This is a genomic window from Nonomuraea monospora (assembly GCF_039531895.1).
GTDB classification, from domain to species: Bacteria; Actinomycetota; Actinomycetes; order Streptosporangiales; family Streptosporangiaceae; genus Nonomuraea; species Nonomuraea monospora.
The window spans coordinates 76,235-94,484 of sequence record NZ_BAAAQX010000048.1 but is presented as its reverse complement, the minus strand read 5'-3'; the positions used below and the strand labels follow the sequence as shown (position 1 = coordinate 94,484).

Here is an 18,250-nt window from a genome sequence, read left to right as displayed (position 1 = left end):
TCACCGGCGGGCGCGCCGCCCGCAAGCCATGCTCGTCACCGTTCGAGGTGGTCGAAGAGCAGCCGCAGCACCGTCTCTGGCGCCTCGACGTGCGGGTCGTGCCCCGTGGGCAGGGACGCCTCCCGTACCAGCGGGCACTCCTCCACCACCGCGCCGAGCTGCCGCCGCGTCCACAGGCAGTACGCCTCCCACGCCGGCGCGAGCCGATCGGGGAAGACGGCGGCGAAGGCCGTCGCGTCGCCGCTGACCACCAGCAGCGGGCAGCGCGCGGCGCGGTACACCTTGAACAGGTCCAGGGCGTCGATCTCCCGCATGACCTGCAAGAACTCCTCCGGCAGCCCCTGGCCCAGCTCCGTCAGGAACGCGGTCATCTCGTCGCAGGCGGCCGACGCCGCGGCCTCGTCCAGGCCGGCGAACTGGCCGGGGCGGGTCGGGTTGCCGTGGCCGTCGAGGTTCACGGCGAGCGGGCAGTCCGGGTGCTCGGACGCCCACAGCGCGGCGACCATGCCGCCGAGTGAGTGGCCGACGACCACCGGCCGGTGCAGCCCGTACGTCTCGGCGACGGCGGCGACGTCGCCGAGTGCCGCCTGCCACGACCACGGCGCGGCCCCGGACTCGCCGTGGCCGCGCAGATCCATGGACACCGGCCGGAACCCGGCGGCCACGAGGAGCCCGGCGAAGACGTCCCAGTCGTGGCGGGTGCGACCGCCGCCGTGCAGGAGCAGGACGTCCTGGCCGGAGCCGCCGTGGTCGTGAGCGGCGATGGGCACGCCGCCGCTCACGACGGGCACGGTCATCGAGGTTCGGGGCATGGCTCAGAACAGGACGACGGGGTTGGTGAGGGCGGCCATGCGTCCGTCCGGGTGGCGGATCTCGGCGCGGACGAACGCCGACTCCGCCGCGCTCGTCCGCCACTCCACCAGGCCGGGCCCGTCCACGGGCAGAGGTTCGCGCAGTATCGTGCCGCGTTCGGTGTGCAGGGTGATGGAGCCGGAGGGGACGCCGCGCACCTCCAGCCGGACGGCGGCGGGCTCGCCGCCGGTGCGCAGGCGCTCGCCGACGCCCGCGCGGCCGTCGGCGGCGGTCGCCTCGAAGGCGACCTCGATCGCGGCCGACTCGGCGATCCAGCTCCGCCCGGCGCGGACGGCGGCGAGGAGGGCGGCGGCGTCGCGCCCCTCGGACAGGACGACGGTGTGCGGGGTGCCGAGCTGGCCCGTCAGGTGGGCGTCGCTGTTGCCCATCGCGGGCCGCCACGAGCCCCGGTGCAGGTCATGGGCCAGGCCGCGGCCCCACTCGGCCAGCGCGGCCTCGTTGTCCGCGTTCCACGGCAGGTCGGAGGCCCACAGGCCGTTCCACACCTCGACCGTGTCGAAGCCGTGGAACGGGTACGTGAACACGCCCGACGGGTACGGGGCGTGCGGGTGGGCCGCCACGCACAGGCCGCCGGAGCGGCGGACCTGGGCCAGGTGCCGGTCCACGGCGTCGTCCCGCACGCCGTAGCGCCACTCGACCACCTCGCCAGGGGAGACGCCGAGGGCCAGCCAGTGGCCGGTGTAGGTCGTCACCTCCTGGCCAGGGATGACCAGCAGGTCGTCGCCCGCGAGCGCGGCCCAGTCGTCCCAGGCAGAGGGGGTGTTGTGCTCGGTGACGGCGATGAAGTCGAGCCCGGCGGCGCGGGCCTCGGCCGCGAGCTGCGCAGGCGTCAGGTCCGCGCCCTTCGACAGGTACGAGTGCACGTGGCAGTCGCCCCGGTACCAGGCCCTGGCATGATCGATCGCCATCCCGGCAGGGTACTAGGCGGGCGGCGCGGCGTCGTCGGTGGTGATGCGGGTGCCGATGTCCTCGCCCTCGCAGATGGCCCGCATGACGCCCCTGGCGGCCACGTCGAAGACGTGCATGCGCAGGCCCTGCTCGTTGGCCAGCACGAACGCGCTCTCGTCCATGACCCGCACCTTGGCCTCCAGCGCCTCACGGTAGGTGAGGTTCGTGAAGCGCTTGGCGTCCGGGTTGAGGTTCGGGTCGCTGTCGTACACGCCGTCCACGCCGCGCTTGGCCACCAGCAGCGCGTCGGCGTCCAGCTCCAGGGCGCGCTGCACGGCGGGGTAGTCGGTGGTGACGTACGGCTGGCCGATGCCGCCGGCGAGCAGCACGATGAGGTCGCGGCGCAGGTGCCGGTCGGCGCGCAGCCTGATGAACGGCTCCGCCACGCTCTGCATGGGCATCGCCGTCATGACCCGGACGTCGGTGTCGGAGCGGGCGGTCAGCACGCCGCGCAGCATCAGCGCGTTCATGACGGTGCCCAGCATGCCGATGTTGTCGGCCTCGGCCCTGCCGATGCCCCAGCCGTCCGCCATGCGCCCGCGGAAGTAGTTGCCGCCGCCGATCACCACGGCGATCTGCACGCCGAGGTCGTGGACCGACAGGATCTCGTCCGCGAGCTGGGCCAGGCTCGCCGGGTCGGTGCCCCAGCCGGACTCTCCCGACAGGGCCTCGCCGCTGAGCTTGACCACGACTCGTGAGTAACGACGCATGCCCGCATCCCTTCGCGGTCGCGCGGTCGGCGACCCGACCAAGGATACGGCGCGCGCCGTCACCAGGCCGGGACGCCGGACGATCAGGGGGCTGGTGCGGGGCGAGTGCGGGGGCCAGTGCGGGGTCAGCGCGGGGGCCAGCGCGGGGGGTCAGTGCGGAGCCAGTGCGGGGTCAGCGCGGGGGCCAATGCGGGGGGCGGTCACGGGGCGAGCGCTGGGGTGTCGTGAGGGGGAGGGCGCGCGGGCGTGGCGGGGCGGCGGGCGCGCCTGTCACAGGGTCAGTACGCCGACCGTCTGATCGCCGCTGACCTCGCCCGTCAGCTCGAACCCGAGCCTGCGGTAGAACCCCTCGGGCCCGCCGTCCCCCGGATGCCAGGTGACGTACATCCGCGTGGCGCCGCGCCGCCTGAGCTCGGCGGCCACGGACGCGACGGCGAACCGCCCGACCCCGCGCCCCTGCGCGTCGGGCACCACGTTGAGCCGCCACAGCCCGGAGCGGAAGTCCACGCCCTTGCCGTCCCAGTCGATGTCGAGGAACGCCATGAGGAAGCCCACGGCGACGTTCCCGTCGAGGATGAGGCGCGGCCAGGCCGTGCGCGGATGGACGTAGGCCTCGGCCAGCGACTTCACCACCGACGAGACGAGGTGCTCCTGGTCGGGCCGGACCCGTACGGCGACGGCCGTCTCGAAGTTGGCCGGGGTGACGGGCGCGAGGCGCAGGCCGGGTGTCATCGGGCAGGTCCTTCCGCGAGGAGGCGGGCGACGACGGTCTCCTGGACGCCCGCCGGAGCGCGTACCGGATCGCGGACCACCGCCACCACCTCCGTCCGCGTGCGCAACCGGTCGATGACGAGGCGGCCGAGCGCGCCGGAGGCGGCCGAGACGGCGATCACTGTGAGCGGGCTCCTTCGGGAAACGGTCGCTCCAGTGGACCCCCGGCGACCGCTCCCGCGCCACTCATTTTCAGCGAGCCGGCCTTCACGACTTCTCCAGGGCGAGCTTCACGCCGAGGCCGACGAAGATGCCGCCCGTGGCGACGTCGATGCGGCGCCGCGCGGCCCGCCGGTGCCGCAGCCAGGCGCCGATGCGGCCCGCGAGCACGCCGACCGCCCCGTCCACGACGAACTCCAGCGCGATGAGGATCACCCCGAGGATCGCGAACTGGAGCCACACCTGACCCAGGCTCGGATTGATGAACTGCGGCAGGAAGGCGATGGTGAAGGTGACCATCTTCGGGTTGAGCAGGTTGGTCATCAGCCCGCTCAGGTACGCCTTGCGTCCCGGCATGCCGCCGCCGCCCATGGCCACGTCCATGGGGCTGTCGTCACGCTTGCGGATGGCCTGGACGCCGAGGTAGATCAGGTACGCGGCGCCGACGACCCGCACCACGGTGAACGCGACCGGCACCGCCTCGAACAGCGCCGCCAGGCCCGCCGCCGCCACGGCGACGTGGACGGCCTCGCTGGTGGCCACGCCGGCGGTGGCGAGCAGGCCGGCCTTCGGGCCGCCGCGCATCCCGCACCCCAGCACGAAAAGCATGTCCGGCCCCGGCGTGATCATTGCGATGATCGTGGTGACGGTGAAGAGGGCGAGAAGATGGGGGTCGATAGGCATGGCCGAATTATCCCATGCTGTCCATCCAGGGGGCGGGGATGACGTCCACTTGGGATGAGGCGTTCGCGCACCGGTACGGGGAGTGGTCGGCGCACATGGCGGCCGACGTCGCCTTCTACGCCGGCCTCGCCAGGGAGGCGGACGGGCCGCTGGTGGAGCTGGCAATCGGCAACGGGCGGGTCGCCGTCCCGGTCGCGCGGGCCACAGGCCGGCGCTGGTCTACTGCCCGTTCCGGTCGCTGCAGCACGTGCCGACGTGGGCCGACCGCCGCCGCGTCTTCGAGCGGGTGGCGGCGTCGCTGCGCCCCGGAGGGCGTTTCGCCTGGAACGCCCTCGCCTTCGACCACCACGTCGCCGCCCGCTTCGACGGGACGCGGCAGCAGGAGCCGGTGCCGCACACGACGCGCTTCGCCGTCGGCGACAACCGGATCGACATCGTGCTGGACGACGGGGCGACCAGCTCGTCCTGGTGGGCGACGAAGAACGAGTGGCTCGGGCTGATCGACGTCGCGGGGCTGGAGCTGGAGGCCCTGTACGGGGGGTTCGACGGGGAGCCCTTCACCGAGGACAGCCGCGAGTACGTGTTCGTGACCCGCAGGCCCGGCCCGTAGGGCTCACACCCAGTGCAGCCGGCCGCCGTGCAGCGCGGAGAACGCCACCGGCCGGCCGTCCAGGGACAGCACGTACATGAGAGGCCCGTCCGGGTGCGGCCGGGGGAGGCGCGCGGTGATCTGCGGCAGGATGCCCTCGGTCTCCTGCCCGATCCAGTGGCAGCCGAGCCGGGCGAGCTGGTCGGCGAAGGCGGCCCTGCCCTCGTCGTTGACGTAGTAGAGCACCGCCGTGTGGTAGACGACGAGCGTGGCGTGCGGTGGCGCCTGGGCCGCGACCTCGGTGAGCCGGTCGTTGAGGTCGCCGCGCACGACGGGCGGCGGGTTCTCGCGGGCCAGGCCGATCGCGGTCTCCAGGCGGTGCAGCCGCTCCTGCTGCTCCGGCCAGACCAGGGTGCGCAGCCAGCGCACGTCGTCGGGGTCGGTGACGTCGAGGGGGTTGAGGTCGATGCCCGCCCGCCAGGCGACGGTGATCGGGCCGGGGTGGGTGAGGTGCGGGGGCGGGGCGCCCTCGACGACGCAACGCAGCCGCAACGGGCTGTCCACCGCACCGAACAAGTGGCCGTCACGGGCGGGGCCGTTGTGGGTGGAGGAGTTGGGGGCGGGGCTGTCGTGGGTGGGGGTGTAGGTGTAGGCGTACCGGTCGGGCATCAGGCACAGCCCGGCCGACGCGCCCACCTCCAGCAACGCCAGCGGCTGAGGCAGCGAGGCGAGCAGCGGGTAGAGGGCGGCGCACCTGGCCGGCTCGTTGGTCTGGGTGCGGCGCGCGAGCATGGTCGCGACGACGGTGTCGCGGTGCTCGAAGAGGGCGTCGCGGAAGCCGTCGTACCCGGACGGGGTTCCGGTGACGTACCGGACGGCGGCGAAGAGCAGGTTCGGCTGCCGCTTGGCCGGGGGCAGCCCGTCCAGCAGGGCGAGCAGTTCGCGGTCGGAGGCCACGCCGGAGGCGAGCCGTTCGTAGAGCGGCGAGGCGCCGGGCGCCTCCAGGGTCGCGAAGCGCCGGTACATCGCCGCCGTCGTCCCCGTCTCGTCCGCCACGCATGACCTCCCGCGTCCGATCACCTCATACGTCGATCATGACTTCTCGGAGCAGCTTGAAGAAGGCGTCGCCCCGGACGATCTCGAACGGGTCACCGAGCAGCTCGCCCAGCGAGGCGATGTCGCTGGGCGCCCAGTTCCAGGCGTTGACCGCTCCGGCGATGAACAGCGGACGCCCGCCGTCCCACCCCTCGATGTGCCTGACCAGCGTGTCCCGGTACTCCTGCGTCCTGCCCTGCGGCGAGAAGTTGCCGATCACCGGCAGCCCGGCGGGGGCGGCCTGGAGGTCGCCGGTCTCCCACGACTGGATGACGCCGCGCAGCGGCGTGTTCTTCCGGTACGAGGCCGCGATCCGCTCGTCGAAGGCCACCCAGCCGTCGCCCGCCGCGTTGCGATGGTTGTAGGCGTAGACCAGGTCCAGGCCCGTGCGGCGCAGGAACCGCCCGGTCAGCGCGGTGTACGCGTCGAGGTCGCCCTGCGGCCACGACCCCGGGTAGGTGTAGCCCGCGCCGGACGGCCCCGCGATCAGCAGGTCGTTGTCGGTGGCGGTGCGCTGGTAGTAGGCCAGCAGGGCGGGCCCGATGTCGGCCAGCAGCGGGCTGACCGTCCAGTTGGTGGGCACCCGGCCGCGGGCGGGGTCGTCCCAGATCTGCCGCATCCTGCGCTGGCAGTACTGGATGTTGTCGCCCTCGCCGACGGTGAGCGTGAGGTAGACCCGGTTGCGCGGAGAAGTGCGCGGCACCGGGCGTACGCGGTCGGAGATTTTGGCCTGGACGCCCGCGTGCACGGTGGCGTTCATGTAGTAGTCGGCGGGCACCACCTCGACCGCGTGCTGCGAGGCCCGGTCCACGCCGCCCCACTCGCCTGCCACGTCGTTGGAGAACCAGCCCGCGTACGGCGTCGTCGGCTTCACCTCGCTCAGGATCTCGTCCAGCAGCGCGCCCGTCTCGCCGCTGGGCGGCAGCCAGAACACCATGGCCCGCGTCGCCACCGTGTAGTCGCGGAAGTACGGGAAGGGCTCCACCCGGGTGGGCGCCGTGGTGGTGGCGGTGACCAGGAACTGGTTCCACAGGTCCACCTCGACGAGCAACTGCCGGGTGCCGGCGGGGGCGGTGAAGCGGTAGACGAAGTAGTTGCCGCCGTCGGCGAAGCGGTTGGCGTCCCCTCCGAGGGCGGAGTTGAGGCCGTCGAAGAGGTACGGGGCCTCGGCGTCCGTGCCGGGCGTGAAGGAGGCGATCTGCGTGCCGTCGGCCCTGACCACGACCGAGCCGACGGAGGCGCCCCAGCCGTCGTCGCCCAGCGAGTCCTGGAAGCGCAGGTAGACGCCGTCCTGGCCGGACAGCTCCGGGCTGAGGTCGAACGTGCGGACCTGCCTGTTGGAGGAGTCCCTGATCCGCTCGCTCTCCCTGGCGACCTCGCGCCAGCGCACGTCGTCCACCTTGACGGTCCTGGTCGGTGGCAGGCCGCTGAGCAGGGCCTTGGTGCAGCGGGGGAACAGGTTGTCGAGCTGCCAGCGGTAGGTGGCGAGCACGTCGCCGGGGTCGAAGCGCCCGCGCAGGTCGGTGATGACCTTGAAGCCGTACGCGGCGGCCTGCTCGGCGGTGGCGGCGACGGCGTTCTCCAGGCCGGCCAGGGTGGTGGCGACGTTCACCGAGTCGGGGACGGCCGGGTCGTGCAGGATCGCGCCGCGGGCCTCGCCCCGGTAGCGGGTGATGAGGTCGTGCGGGCGGTCGTGGCGGGTGATCTTCGCGCCCGTGCTGTCGAGCCAGGCGGCGTCGTAGTTCTCGGCGTTGTAGTTGAAGTAGAGGCGGGGGCCGCGGCGGTTGACGACGCCCTGGAGGGTGGTCAGGAGTAACTGGTCGTCGCCGTGCAGGGTGCTGAGGTCGGCGTAGTCGAGGCGGGCCGGCCGGCCGAAGCCGGGCAGGAGGGGGGTCGCGGCGGTGGCGGCCTGGGCGGGGAGGGTGATGCCGAAGCCGGCGGCGGCGAGGACCGCGCCGTTCGCCCGCAGGAAGGTACGTCGGGACACCATCGATGTTCACTGCTCCTCGTCGGGGGGAAGACCAGGAATGACAGCGTTGTCATCTTCCGGGTCGAACGTAACAACGTGACGGAATGTTGTCCATGGTGTAAAACGCCCCTGGAGTTCATACTTTCGGCCGGTACTGCGCCCGCGCCCCGGCTCCTAGCGTGGAGGCATGCGGGAGCGGTGGGAGGCCGCCGGACTCGGCGTCGCGTGCGCGGTGGTGCTCGCCGTCTGGAGCCACCGGATCGTGGACAGCTGGGGCGGCGGCTACTGGGTGTTCGGCTGCGCGGCGGGCGCGGTGGTGTGCCTGCTCGCCTTGGTACGCCGCCGCGCCCCGCTGTGGACGGCCGTCGCCGGGATGGCGGTCGCGGCGGTGGCCATCGCGGTCGTCCGGCTGGCCGACCTGCCCGCCGAGCCGGGGCCTGGGCTGGCACTCGGGCTGTCCGTGCTGGTGGGCTCCGCACTCAGGAGGCTCCCGGTGCCGCAGGCCGCCGGTGCCGGGGCAGGCGGGCTCGCGGTCGCCCTCGGCAGCCAGCTCTCCGGCTCGCCGCACCTCGGCGTCCTGATACTGAACCTCGCCGCCTGGCTGGCCGCCGTCGCGGGCGGGCTGGGGCCCCGGCTGCTCGCCGCCCGCCGGGCCGCCGTCGCCGATCGCGTACGCCACGCCGAACGGCTGGAGCTGGCCAGGGAGCTGCACGACGTCGTCGCCCACCACGTCACCTGCGTCGTGCTCCAGGCGCAGGCCGCGCGGCTCGTCGCCCGCAAGGACCCCGAACGGGTCGCCGGGTCGCTCGCCGACATCGAGGCCGCCGGGTCCGACGCGCTGGCCGCCACCCGGCGGGTGGTCGGGCTGTTGCGTGAGCGCGGCAGGCCGGCGGCGTTCGGGCCCGCCGAGCGGCTGGGGGAGCTGGTCGGGCAGTTTAGCGGGCCTCCCGTGTCGTTGCGGCTGCCCGATGGGGAGCCGGCGTGGCCGTCCGAGGTGGCCGGGACCGTCTACCGGGTGGTCCAGGAGTCGCTGACCAACGTGTCCCGTCACGCGCCCGGCGCTGGGGAGATCGTCGTCAGCGTCACGCAGGGGGAAGGGCAGGTGGTCGTGGAGGTGACGGACGACGCGCCGCCGCCTCCGCACGGCGAGCGGAAGCTCTGGGCGCGGTCGGGGGGCGGCTTCGGGCTGGTCGGGATGTGGGAGCGGGCCGAGGCGCTCGGCGGCGCCCTGTCGGCGGGCCCGCGCGCCGGGGGCGGATGGACGGTGCGCGCCACGCTGCCCTTGCCCGAGCGAGCCGCCGCGCGGAGGACGCGGCCGGAGACGGGCGTCGCGCCGAGGACGCGGCCGGAGACGGGCGTCGCGCCGAGGACGCGGCCGGAGGCGGGCGGCGCGAGGGAGACGCCGCATGACGGCACCCTGGGCGGGCGGCGGTGAGCATCAGCGTGCTGCTGGCCGACGACCAGCCCATGATCCGGAGCTGCCTGCGCCTCATCCTGGAGGACCAGCCCGACATCCGGGTGATCGCCGAGGCCGCCGACGGCGCGGAGGCGGTCGCCGTGGCCCGCAGGCTGCGCCCCGACGTCTGCCTGGTGGACGTGCAGATGCCCCGCCTCGACGGCATCGAGGTCACCGCCGCCCTGGCCGGACCGGACGTCCGCGACCCGCTCCGGGTGATCGTGGTCACCACGTTCGACCTCGACGAGTACGTCTACGGCGCCCTCAGGGGCGGCGCGGCCGGCTTCGTACTGAAGGACGCGGGCCCCGAGCTGCTCGTCGAGGCGGTCAGGGCCGCGCACGCCGGCGACGCGCTGATCTCACCGTCGATCACACTCCGCCTCCTGCGCCACCTCACGGCCACCACGCGGCGAACCGCCCGCGCCCCCTCCCCGGCGCTGTCGGAGCGCGAGACCGAGGTCGTCCGGGCCGTCGCCAGGGGGCGCACCAATCAGGAGATCGCCGCGGAGCTGCGCATCTCGCTGAGCACGGTGAAGGGCCACGTGTCGGCCGTGATGACCAAGCTGGGGATCCGCAACCGGGTCGAGATCGTCGCCTGGGCCTGGGAGAGCCGCCTACTGCCCTAGACGAGAGGAAGCGCCTTCCGGGGATATCGGGGGACGCTTCCGCCGTTTCAGCGGCGATCACCCTGGGTAAGGGTCACGTTAATTCTGAGCTGCCTGATCTTCAGGAGCCCCGGATGTCCCGTATCACGCTCACTCCCGCGGCCCGTGAAGCCCTCCGCGACGGAGAAGTGGTCTTCTTCGACTGGCACGTCACCGGCCTCTGCTGCGCGGACGCGGGGGAGTTCTCGGTCAGGGCGTTGAGCCGAGCCAGGCTGCCCAGGCGGGCCCGCCCGCTGAGCCAGTCCGAGCCGGTGTACGCCCATCCCATCGCCTGGCTGCACCTCACCGGCCTCCCCGTGACGATCGACTGCCGCCCGCTGTGGCGCTGGCGGCGCTTCACCTCCGATCTGCCGCCGGACGCCGGTCTGCGCTGCTGCCTGGGGCGCCCTCTATATGGCCCTCTTCACAGGAGGTAACCGGTGAAGCTGCGTTCCATCATCATCTGGACGGCGGTGGCGCTCGTCGGCGCCGTGGGGTGGGCGGTGCTCGCCCTGTCCAGGGGCGAGAACGTCAACGCGGTGTGGCTGCTGTGCGCCGCGCTCGGCTCGTACGCCATCGCCTACCGGTTCTATGCCCGCTTCATCGTGCGCAAGGTGCTGCGTGCCGACGACCGCAGAGCCACCCCGGCGGAGCGGCTCGACAACGGCATCGACTACCAGCCGACCGACCGCCGAATTCTGTTCGGCCACCACTTCGCCGCGATCGCCGGGGCGGGGCCGCTGGTCGGGCCTGTGCTGGCGGCCCAGATGGGCTACCTGCCGGGCACCATCTGGATCATCGCCGGCGTGATCTTCGCCGGCGCGGTGCAGGACATGGTGATCCTGTTCTTCTCCATGCGCCGCAACGGCAGGAGCCTCGGGCAGATGGCCCGCGAGGAGATCGGCCCGGTCGGCGGGGCGGCGGCGCTCATCGCGGTCTTCGCCATTATGATCATCCTGCTGGCCGTGCTGGCGCTGGTCGTGGTGAACGCGCTGGCGCAGTCGCCGTGGGGCGTCTTCTCCATCGCGATGACGATCCCGATCGCCCTGTTCATGGGCTTCTACCTGCGGGTGCTGCGGCCCGGCCGGGTCGTCGAGGTCACGGTCATCGGGGTCGCGCTGCTGATCCTGTCGATCGTGGCGGGCGGCTGGGTGCAGGAGTCGAGCTGGGCGCCGTTCTTCACGCTGAGCCCGTCGGCGCTGGCGCTGTGGCTGATCGCGTACGGGTTCGTCGCGGCCGTGCTGCCCGTGTGGATGCTGCTCGCGCCGCGCGACTACCTGTCGACGTTCATGAAGATCGGCACCATCGTGCTGATCGCCATCGGCATCGCGATCACCGCGCCGCCGCTGCAGACCACGGCCTTCACCGAGTTCGCCTTCACCGGCAAGGGGCCGGTCTTCGCCGGGTCGCTGTTCCCGTTCGTGTTCATCATCATCGCCTGCGGGGCGCTGTCCGGGTTCCACTCGCTGATCTCGTCCGGCACGACGCCCAAGATGATCCAGAAGGAGACCCAGGTCCGCATGATCGGCTACGGCTCCATGCTGATGGAGTCGTTCGTGGCGGTCATGGCGATCACCGCGGCCTGCGTGCTGACCCCCGGGCTCTACTTCGCGATGAACTCCCCGGCGGGGGTGCTCGGCCCGACCGTCCAGACCGCCGCCGAGGCGGTCACCAACATGGGCTTCGTCATCACGCCGCAGGATCTGCAGGCCGCCGCGGCGGCCGTGCAGGAGGAGACGCTGATCGCCAGGACGGGCGGCGCGCCCACGCTGGCCGTGGGCATCTCGCAGATCTTCTCCGGCTTCCTCGGCGGCGCGGGGCTGCAGGCGTTCTGGTACCACTTCGCGATCATGTTCGAGGCGCTGTTCATCCTCACCACCGTGGACGCCGGCACGCGGGTGGGCCGGTTCATGCTCCAGGACACGCTGGGCAACCTGTGGAAGCCGATCTCGCGGGTGAGCTGGTGGCCAGGGCTGGTGGTGACCAGCGCCGTGGTCGTGGCCGCCTGGGGATACTTCCTCTACCAGGGCGTCAACGACCCGCTCGGCGGCATCAACCAGCTCTTCCCGCTGTTCGGCATCGCCAATCAGCTCCTGGCCGCCGTGGCGCTCACCGTGGCCACGACCCTGCTGATCAAGAGCGGGCGGCTCAAATGGGCCTGGGTGACGGGCGTGCCGCTGGCCTGGGACGCGGCTGTCACGCTGACCGCCAGCTACCAGAAGGTGTTCTCGCCCGACCCGACGCTCGGCTTCTTCGCCCAGCGCGACCGCTACCAGGCCGCGCTCGACCAGGGGCGGATCCTCCCTCCCGCCAAGTCGACCGGCGCGATGCAGCAGATCGTGGTCAACTCCACCGTGGACGGCATCCTGGCGGCGCTGTTCGCGGTCCTGATCATCGTGGTGATCCTCGACGCCGCCCGCGTCTGGTTCAAGGCGATCAGGGTGCGGGAGCCGCTGCCGAGCACGGAGGCGCCGTTCGAGGAGTCCAAGATCTACGCCCCGGCCGGGCTCATCGCCACCAAGGAGGAGAAGGAGGCGATGGCGAAGGCGTCCTCATCGAGCGGTTAGCCACCGCTCCGTCGGCCAGGTCTCGCGCCGCCACGCGCTGTCCCAGAACATCCACTCGTACGCCGCCGCCCGGCAGTACGCCCGCGCCATCGCCTCGCGGGTGTCCGGCCCCGCGGCGGCGGCGAGCCGGTCGGCGATGGCCTTGGCCTGCTCGACGGAGGCCGCGAAGCCGGGGTCGGCGTAGGTGGAGATCCACTTGCCGTACGGGTGGCCGCCGGTGTCGCCGGCCCGCTTCAGCAGGGCGGCGCCGACGTCCTGGTAGATCCAGAAGCACGGCAGCACCGCCGCCACGATCTCCGGGTAGGGCGCGCTCAGCGCGGTGGCCTGCAGATACGACGCGTACGCCAGGCAGGTCGGCGAGGTCGGCCCCGAGGCGTCGAGCTCCTCGATGTACCCGGCGTGCAGCAGGCGCTCGGCCGCCAGCGCCGTGTGCGCGCTCCGCGCCCAGAACGCCGCGTCGTCCGGGGCGGCGGCCCGCACCGAGGCGGTGGCCAGCACCTTGGCGAACGCCTCCAGGTAGCGGGCGTCCTGCACCATGTAGAACCCGAACCGGTCGCGGTCGAGGGTGCCGTCGCCGAGTGCGGTGATGAAGGGGTGCTCGTGGATGGCGCGCATCAGCTCGGCCGTGCGCTGCCAGACGTCGTCGCAGAACATGCCGCCCCTACCAGATCGCGTGGAAGTGGTGGACGGGGCCGTGGCCCGAGCCGACGTGCAGGCTGTCGGCCGCGCGCAGCGCCTCGGTCAGGTAGGTCTTGGCCGCCCGCACCGCGCCCGCCCAGTCGTCGTGCCGGGGGCGCAGCGCCGCGATGGCCGACGACAGCGTGCAGCCCGTGCCGTGCGTGTTCTTCGTGTTCACGCGGGGCGCGGCCAGCTCGATCGTGCCCTCCGGCGTCGCCAGCACGTCCACGCAGGTGTCGCCGTCGAGGTGGCCGCCCTTGAGCAGCACCTGCCGCGCGCCCAGCGCCCGCAGCCGCGCCGCCTGCCCGTGCATCGCGGCCAGGCTCCCGGCCGGCTCCTCGCCGAGCAGGTCGGCCGCCTCCGGCAGGTTGGGGGTGATCAGGTCGACGCGGGGCAGCAGCGTCTCGCGCAGCGCCGCCACCGCGTCGGCGGGCAGCAGCCGGTCGCCGCTCTTGGCCACCATGACCGGGTCGAGCACGACGTAGGCGGGCCGGTAGGTGTCGAGCGCCGCCGCCACCGCCTTGATCAGCGCCGCGTTGCCGAGCATGCCGATCTTCACGGCGTCGGCGGGCACGTCGGTCAGCAGGGTGTCGAGCTGCTCGGCCACGAACGCGGCCGGCACCTCGTGGATGCCGGTGACGCCGGTGGTGGTCTGCGCGACCAGCGCGGTGACGACGGTCATGCCGTACGCGCCGAGCGCCGAGAAGGTCTTCAGGTCAGCCTGGATCCCGGCGCCGCCGCTGGGATCGGTGCCCGCGATGGACAGGACTTTGGGAACAGCGCTCACGGCCGTGACGTCCCTTCGCTAGTCCGAACTAGATCAGGTTCGACGGGTGTGATCTCAGCCCGGCCCTCCGGGCACCCCGCGTCATCGGCCACAATAACAGGCGCTCAGACCTCGACGGCGTGGGCCTCCCGGGTGGTGGCGGCGCGGGTGGCCAGATAGGTGGCGACGATGGTGATCAGCCCGGCCGCGATCATGTAGGGCGGGATGCCGGCGATGGCGCTGCCCGCCGCCGCCTGCAGCGAGGTCAGGATCACCGGCGCGAAGCCGCCGCCGAGCATGCCGCCGATCTGGTAGCCGAGCGAGGCGCCGCTGTAGCGGACGCGGGCGCTGAACATGTCGGCGAACAGGGCGGCGAGCGGCCCGTACATGGCGGGGTGGATGACCGACAGGCCGAGGATCGTGGCCAGGCCCAGCACGAGCGGCGAGCCCGTGTCGATGAGCAGGAAGAACGGGTAGGCGTACAGGATGAAGGCGATGGTGCCGCCCAGGAACACCTTGCGGCGGCCGATCCGGTCCGACAGCGCCGCGAACGCCGGGATCGTGATCACCTCCAGGGCGGCGGCGATGGAGACGATGAGCAGCACCGTGCCGCGCTCCATCTTCAGCTCGGTGGTGGCGTAGGTGAGGATGTACGTGCCGAACAGGTAGAACTGCAGGAAGGGCGCGATGCAGGCGCCGAAGGCCAGCAGCAGGTTCTTCGGGTGGCGGCGGATGGCCTCGACGACCGGCAGCCGCGCCGGCCCGCCCGACTGCTTGACCTTCTCGAAGTCGGGCGTCTCCGCCAGCCGCAGCCGGATCACCAGGCCGACCAGCAGCAGCGCCACGCTGCACAGGAACGGCACCCGCCAGCCCCAGCTCAGGAAGTCGTCCTTGGGCAGCAGCGAGACCAGCGCGAACGCGGCCGAGGCGAGCACCAGCCCGGCGGGCGCGCCGGACTGCGGCCAGCTCCCGTGGTAGCCGCGCCGGTTCTCGGGCGAGTGCTCGACCGCCATCAGCACGGCCCCGCCCCACTCGCCGCCGACCGCGAAGCCCTGCAGCAGCCGCAGCACGACCAGCAGGACGGGCGCGAGCACGCCGAGTGAGTCGTAGGTGGGCAGCAGGCCGATCAGGAACGTGGCCGCGCCCATGATGAACAGGCTCAGGACCAGCATCGACTTGCGGCCGAGCCGGTCGCCGAAGTGGCCGAAGACGATCCCGCCCAGCGGGCGGACCACGAAGCCGGCGCCGAAGACCGCGAAGGCGGCGAGCGTGCCGGCGACGTCGGAGAACGTCGGGAAGAAGAGTTGGTTGAAGATCAGTGCGGCGGCCGTGCCGTAGATGAAGAAGTCGTACCACTCGATGGTGGTGCCGATGAAGCTGGCGAGCACGACCTGCCTGATCGGTTGCTGGTTCTGGGGGGTCACAGGCGCTGCCTCTCTGCCTTGCACCCGGCCGCACGGTGGGGTGCCGGAGCGTGTGAGGAGCGAGTGTATGCAACGGTATCCCGATATTGTCAATGGTTGGCCGCTGTGGTTGACACGAACCCCGAAGAGTGGATATCTCCGTATTCAACGGTATACATCGCACTTGAGGAGGTGACCGTGAGGCTGGCGGAGCGGGCCGACGACTGGCACGCGGCCTGCGCGGCCGACACCGCGCTGGCGGCACTGGGCTGCCGCGGCGAGGTCGGTTTCGGCATCAGGGCCGGGGACGAGGCGGTGACGTTCGGCTTCCACGACGGAAGGCCGGTCGGCGCCGCCCGGCGGACCGACTTCGAGGTGGCCGCCGACCCCGAGGCGTGGCGGGAGTTCTTCTCGGCCGAGCCCCGGCCGCCGCACCACCACCTCTTCGGGATGCTCATGCGCGTCCCCGGCACCGCCGTCACCGGCGACGAGGTGTGCTTCGCCCAGCACGCCCACCTGGTGCGGCGGGTGCTGGAGATCGGCCGCGCGGTCATCGCGGGCCCACCACCCGCGCCGCCCGCGCCGACCGCGCCGCCCGCAGCTTCGGCGGCGGCGCGGGTGGATCGCATCGAGGGGCGTTACCTGTGGGCCGAGGTGGGCCAGGAGCCCGTGCGGCTGTTCTACGAGCACGCGGGCACCGGCCGCGACGTGCTCCTCCTGCACACCGCGGGCGCCGACGCCCGCCAGTTCCACCACCTCATGAACGACGACCGCCTGACGGAGCGCTGCCACCTGGTCGCCTTCGACCTGCCCTGGCACGGACGCTCCGGCGGCCCGCCGAGCGAGCACCCCGGCGCGTACGCGCTGGACACCGACCGCTACGTGGCCACGATCATGGCCGTGATCGAGGCACTGAACCTCGACGACCCGATCGTGGTCGGCTGCTCGATGGGCGGCGAGATCTGCCTGGAGCTGGCCCTGCGCCACCCTGACAGGCTCGGCGGCGTCGTGGCCTGCGAGGCCGCCGACCACGTGCCGGGCAGGCAGGTCGGCTGGGCCCGCGACCCGAGGGTGAACCAGACGCTGTTCGTGCCGGAATGGGTGGAGGGGCTGATGGCCCCGCAGAGCCCGCCGGAGCACCGGCGCGAGGTGTGGTGGGGCTACTCCCAGGGCGGCTTCGGCACGTTCGCCGGGGACATCCTGTTCTACAGCGGCGACTGGGACGCCCGCGACCGGGTCGGCCGCATCGACACGGCCCGCTGCCCGGTGGTGATGCTGACCGGCGAGTACGACTACTCGTGCACGCCGGAGATGTCCCGGCGGACGGCCGGGCGCATCCCGGGCGCGGTCTTCAGGACCATGCCGGGGCTCGGCCACTTCCCGATGGCCGAGAACCCGGCGGAGTTCGCCGGGCACCTGCTCAGGGCGCTGGACGAGATCGACGGCAAGACGAGGGAGACGGCCGGATGAGATATCGCATGCTGATCGGCGGCGAGCGGGTGGACGCCACCGGCGACCGCAGGCTCGCGGCGGTCAGCCCGTACACGGGGGCGGAGTTCGCCACGGTGCCCGACGCCACGGCCGCCGACGTGACCGCGGCGGTCAGTGCGGCGGCGGAGGCGTTCGAGAGCACCTGGGCGGCGACGCCGGGCGTGGCGCGGGCGCGGCTGATGCACCGGCTGGCCGACCTGATCGAGGAGCGCGCCGACGAGCTGGGCCGCCTGGAGAGCACCGACAACGGCAAGCTGCTGAAGGAGACCGCCGGGCAGGCCAGGTTCGCCGCGCGCAACTACCGGTTCTTCGCCGGGTACGCGGACAAGCTGTACGGCCGCACGATCCCGCTGGACAACCCGGACACCCTGGACTACACGCTGCGCGAGCCCGTGGGCGTGGCGGCGCTCGTTACGGCCTGGAACTCCCCGATGCAGCTCCTGGCCAACAAGCTCGCCCCCGCGCTGGCCACCGGCAACTGCGTGGTGATCAAACCGTCGGAGCACGCCTCCGCCACCACGCTGGAGCTGGCCGACTTGGTGGACCGCGCCGGCTTCCCGCCCGGCGTGATCAACATCGTGACCGGCGGCGCCGAGGCGGGCACCGCCCTGGTCGCGGATCCGCGCCTGGGCCGCATCAGCTTCACCGGCAGCGTCGCCACCGGCCAGGCCATCGCCGCCACGGCGGCCCGCACGCTCGTCCCCGTCACCCTGGAGCTGGGCGGCAAGTCGCCGAACCTCGTCTTCGCCGACGCCGACCTCGACGCCGCGATCGCCGGCGCGATGGCCGGGATCTTCGCCGCGGGCGGCCAGACCTGCATCGCGGGCAGCCGCCTGCTCGTCGAGCGGCCCGTCTACCAGCGGGTCGTGGACGAGCTGGCGCGGCGCGCGGACGCCATCAAACTGGGCGACCCGCTGCTGCCGGACACCCAGATGGGCCCGGTGGCCAACGCGCCGCAGCACGAGCGCATCCAGCGGATGATCGCGGCAGGGGACGAGGCGGGCGCGCGCCGGGTCACCACCGAGCGGGAGGTGCCGGACCAGGGGCTGTTCGTCCGGCCGACCGTCTTCGCCGACGTGCACAACGGCATGCCGATCGCCAGGGAGGAGATCTTCGGCCCGGTGCTGAGCGTCATCCCGTTCGGCGACGAGGAGGAGGCCGTCGCGATCGCCAACGACAGCGACTTCGGGCTGGCCTCCGGCATCTGGACCACCAGCCTGGCCCGCGCCCACCGGGTCGCCAAGCGGCTGGTCGCGGGCACCGTCTGGGTCAACACCTACCGGGCGAGCGCGGCGCAGGCGCCGTTCGGCGGCACCCGCATGTCCGGGTACGGCCGCGAGCGCGGCGAGGAGGCCATGGAGGAGTACCTGCGCACCAAGAACGTCATGATCGACCTGTCCGGCCGGGCCGCCGACCCGTTCGCCATGCGGACCTGAAGGGAACGCCA

At 72.6% G+C, this 18,250-nt stretch carries 18 protein-coding genes and 1 riboswitch; of the genes, 7 read left to right on the top strand and 11 right to left on the bottom strand.

Features of this window, described 5'->3' with window-relative positions:
* Positions 1 to 35: 35 nt before the first annotated feature.
* From ABD331_RS53150 to ABD331_RS53125, 6 genes are all read right to left on the bottom strand, one after another.
* The gene (locus ABD331_RS53150; RefSeq protein ID WP_344493882.1) at positions 36 to 812 is read right to left on the bottom strand and encodes an alpha/beta fold hydrolase; all 777 of its coding nucleotides are present in this window, start codon (positions 810 to 812) and stop codon (positions 36 to 38) included.
* Between the two features lie 3 nt (positions 813 to 815).
* Positions 816 to 1,781 (bottom strand): CehA/McbA family metallohydrolase, encoded by a 966-nt coding sequence (locus ABD331_RS53145; protein ID WP_344493880.1) that lies wholly within the window; start codon positions 1,779 to 1,781, stop codon positions 816 to 818.
* A gap of 12 nt (positions 1,782 to 1,793) precedes the next feature.
* Positions 1,794 to 2,531, bottom strand: coding sequence for a UMP kinase (gene pyrH / locus ABD331_RS53140; RefSeq protein ID WP_344493878.1), 738 nt, complete (start codon positions 2,529 to 2,531; stop codon positions 1,794 to 1,796).
* Positions 2,532 to 2,801: 270 nt separating this feature from the next.
* Positions 2,802 to 3,263, bottom strand: a complete 462-nt coding sequence (locus ABD331_RS53135; protein ID WP_344493876.1) for a GNAT family N-acetyltransferase — start codon at positions 3,261 to 3,263, stop codon at positions 2,802 to 2,804.
* Complete coding sequence (locus ABD331_RS53130; RefSeq protein ID WP_344493874.1) at positions 3,260 to 3,424, bottom strand: hypothetical protein; 165 nt, start codon at positions 3,422 to 3,424, stop codon at positions 3,260 to 3,262. The genes ABD331_RS53135 and ABD331_RS53130 overlap by 4 nt, the downstream gene beginning before the upstream one ends.
* Positions 3,425 to 3,509: 85 nt before the next feature.
* On the bottom strand, positions 3,510 to 4,145 hold the full coding sequence (locus ABD331_RS53125) for a LysE family translocator (protein WP_344493872.1): 636 nt from the start codon (positions 4,143 to 4,145) through the stop codon (positions 3,510 to 3,512).
* A 247-nt stretch (positions 4,146 to 4,392) separates the two neighbouring features.
* Between ABD331_RS53125 and ABD331_RS53120 the strand changes: the two genes are divergently transcribed.
* The gene (locus tag ABD331_RS53120; protein ID WP_344493869.1) at positions 4,393 to 4,755 is read left to right on the top strand and encodes a hypothetical protein; all 363 of its coding nucleotides are present in this window, start codon (positions 4,393 to 4,395) and stop codon (positions 4,753 to 4,755) included.
* Positions 4,756 to 4,758: 3 nt separating this feature from the next.
* Here the strand turns inward: ABD331_RS53120 and ABD331_RS53115 are convergent, their stop codons facing one another.
* Together ABD331_RS53115 and ABD331_RS53110 are read right to left on the bottom strand one after the other, a co-directional pair.
* On the bottom strand, positions 4,759 to 5,790 hold the full coding sequence (locus tag ABD331_RS53115) for a DUF2332 domain-containing protein (RefSeq protein WP_344493867.1): 1,032 nt from the start codon (positions 5,788 to 5,790) through the stop codon (positions 4,759 to 4,761).
* Positions 5,791 to 5,815: 25 nt separating this feature from the next.
* Entirely contained in the window at positions 5,816 to 7,819 is a 2,004-nt protein-coding gene (locus ABD331_RS53110) for a GxGYxYP domain-containing protein (protein ID WP_344493865.1), read from the bottom strand.
* Between the two features lie 166 nt (positions 7,820 to 7,985).
* Here ABD331_RS53110 and ABD331_RS53105 point away from each other — a divergent pair, with 166 nt between their 5' ends.
* The 4 genes from ABD331_RS53105 to ABD331_RS53090 all read left to right on the top strand — a co-directional run bounded on the left by ABD331_RS53105 (position 7,986) and on the right by ABD331_RS53090 (position 12,465).
* A complete protein-coding gene (locus tag ABD331_RS53105) occupies positions 7,986 to 9,233 on the top strand; it encodes a sensor histidine kinase (protein ID WP_344493863.1) in 1,248 nt (415 codons plus the stop codon).
* Positions 9,230 to 9,880, top strand: coding sequence for a response regulator (locus ABD331_RS53100; RefSeq protein ID WP_344493862.1), 651 nt, complete (start codon positions 9,230 to 9,232; stop codon positions 9,878 to 9,880). The genes ABD331_RS53105 and ABD331_RS53100 overlap by 4 nt, the downstream gene beginning before the upstream one ends.
* A gap of 113 nt (positions 9,881 to 9,993) precedes the next feature.
* Positions 9,994 to 10,335, top strand: a complete 342-nt coding sequence (locus ABD331_RS53095; RefSeq protein WP_344493861.1) for a hypothetical protein — start codon at positions 9,994 to 9,996, stop codon at positions 10,333 to 10,335.
* 3 nt (positions 10,336 to 10,338) lie between these two features.
* On the top strand, positions 10,339 to 12,465 hold the full coding sequence (locus ABD331_RS53090; protein WP_344493859.1) for a carbon starvation CstA family protein: 2,127 nt from the start codon (positions 10,339 to 10,341) through the stop codon (positions 12,463 to 12,465).
* Here ABD331_RS53090 and tenA read toward each other — a convergent pair.
* The 3 genes from tenA to ABD331_RS53075 all read right to left on the bottom strand — a co-directional run bounded on the left by tenA (position 12,451) and on the right by ABD331_RS53075 (position 15,333).
* Positions 12,451 to 13,119 carry a thiaminase II gene (gene tenA / locus ABD331_RS53085; protein ID WP_344493857.1) on the bottom strand — a complete coding sequence of 223 codons (669 nt, stop codon included), beginning with the start codon at positions 13,117 to 13,119 and terminating at the stop codon, positions 12,451 to 12,453. The genes ABD331_RS53090 and tenA overlap by 15 nt on opposite strands.
* 7 nt (positions 13,120 to 13,126) lie before the next feature.
* Positions 13,127 to 13,930, bottom strand: a complete 804-nt coding sequence (thiD, locus tag ABD331_RS53080; RefSeq protein ID WP_344493855.1) for a bifunctional hydroxymethylpyrimidine kinase/phosphomethylpyrimidine kinase — start codon at positions 13,928 to 13,930, stop codon at positions 13,127 to 13,129.
* A riboswitch (TPP riboswitch) is annotated at positions 13,924 to 14,019 on the bottom strand. Its footprint overlaps the gene before it by 7 nt.
* A 15-nt stretch (positions 14,020 to 14,034) precedes the next feature.
* Entirely contained in the window at positions 14,035 to 15,333 is a 1,299-nt protein-coding gene (locus tag ABD331_RS53075; RefSeq protein WP_344493853.1) for an MFS transporter, read from the bottom strand.
* 177 nt (positions 15,334 to 15,510) lie between these two features.
* On the opposite strand from ABD331_RS53075, the gene ABD331_RS53070 reads away from it, so the two are divergent.
* Both ABD331_RS53070 and ABD331_RS53065 read left to right on the top strand, forming a co-directional pair.
* The gene (locus ABD331_RS53070) at positions 15,511 to 16,782 is read left to right on the top strand and encodes an alpha/beta fold hydrolase (RefSeq protein ID WP_344493851.1); all 1,272 of its coding nucleotides are present in this window, start codon (positions 15,511 to 15,513) and stop codon (positions 16,780 to 16,782) included.
* Entirely contained in the window at positions 16,779 to 18,239 is a 1,461-nt protein-coding gene (locus ABD331_RS53065) for an aldehyde dehydrogenase family protein (protein ID WP_344493849.1), read from the top strand. Before ABD331_RS53070 ends, ABD331_RS53065 begins: the two co-directional genes overlap by 4 nt.
* Positions 18,240 to 18,250 lie beyond the last annotated feature (11 nt).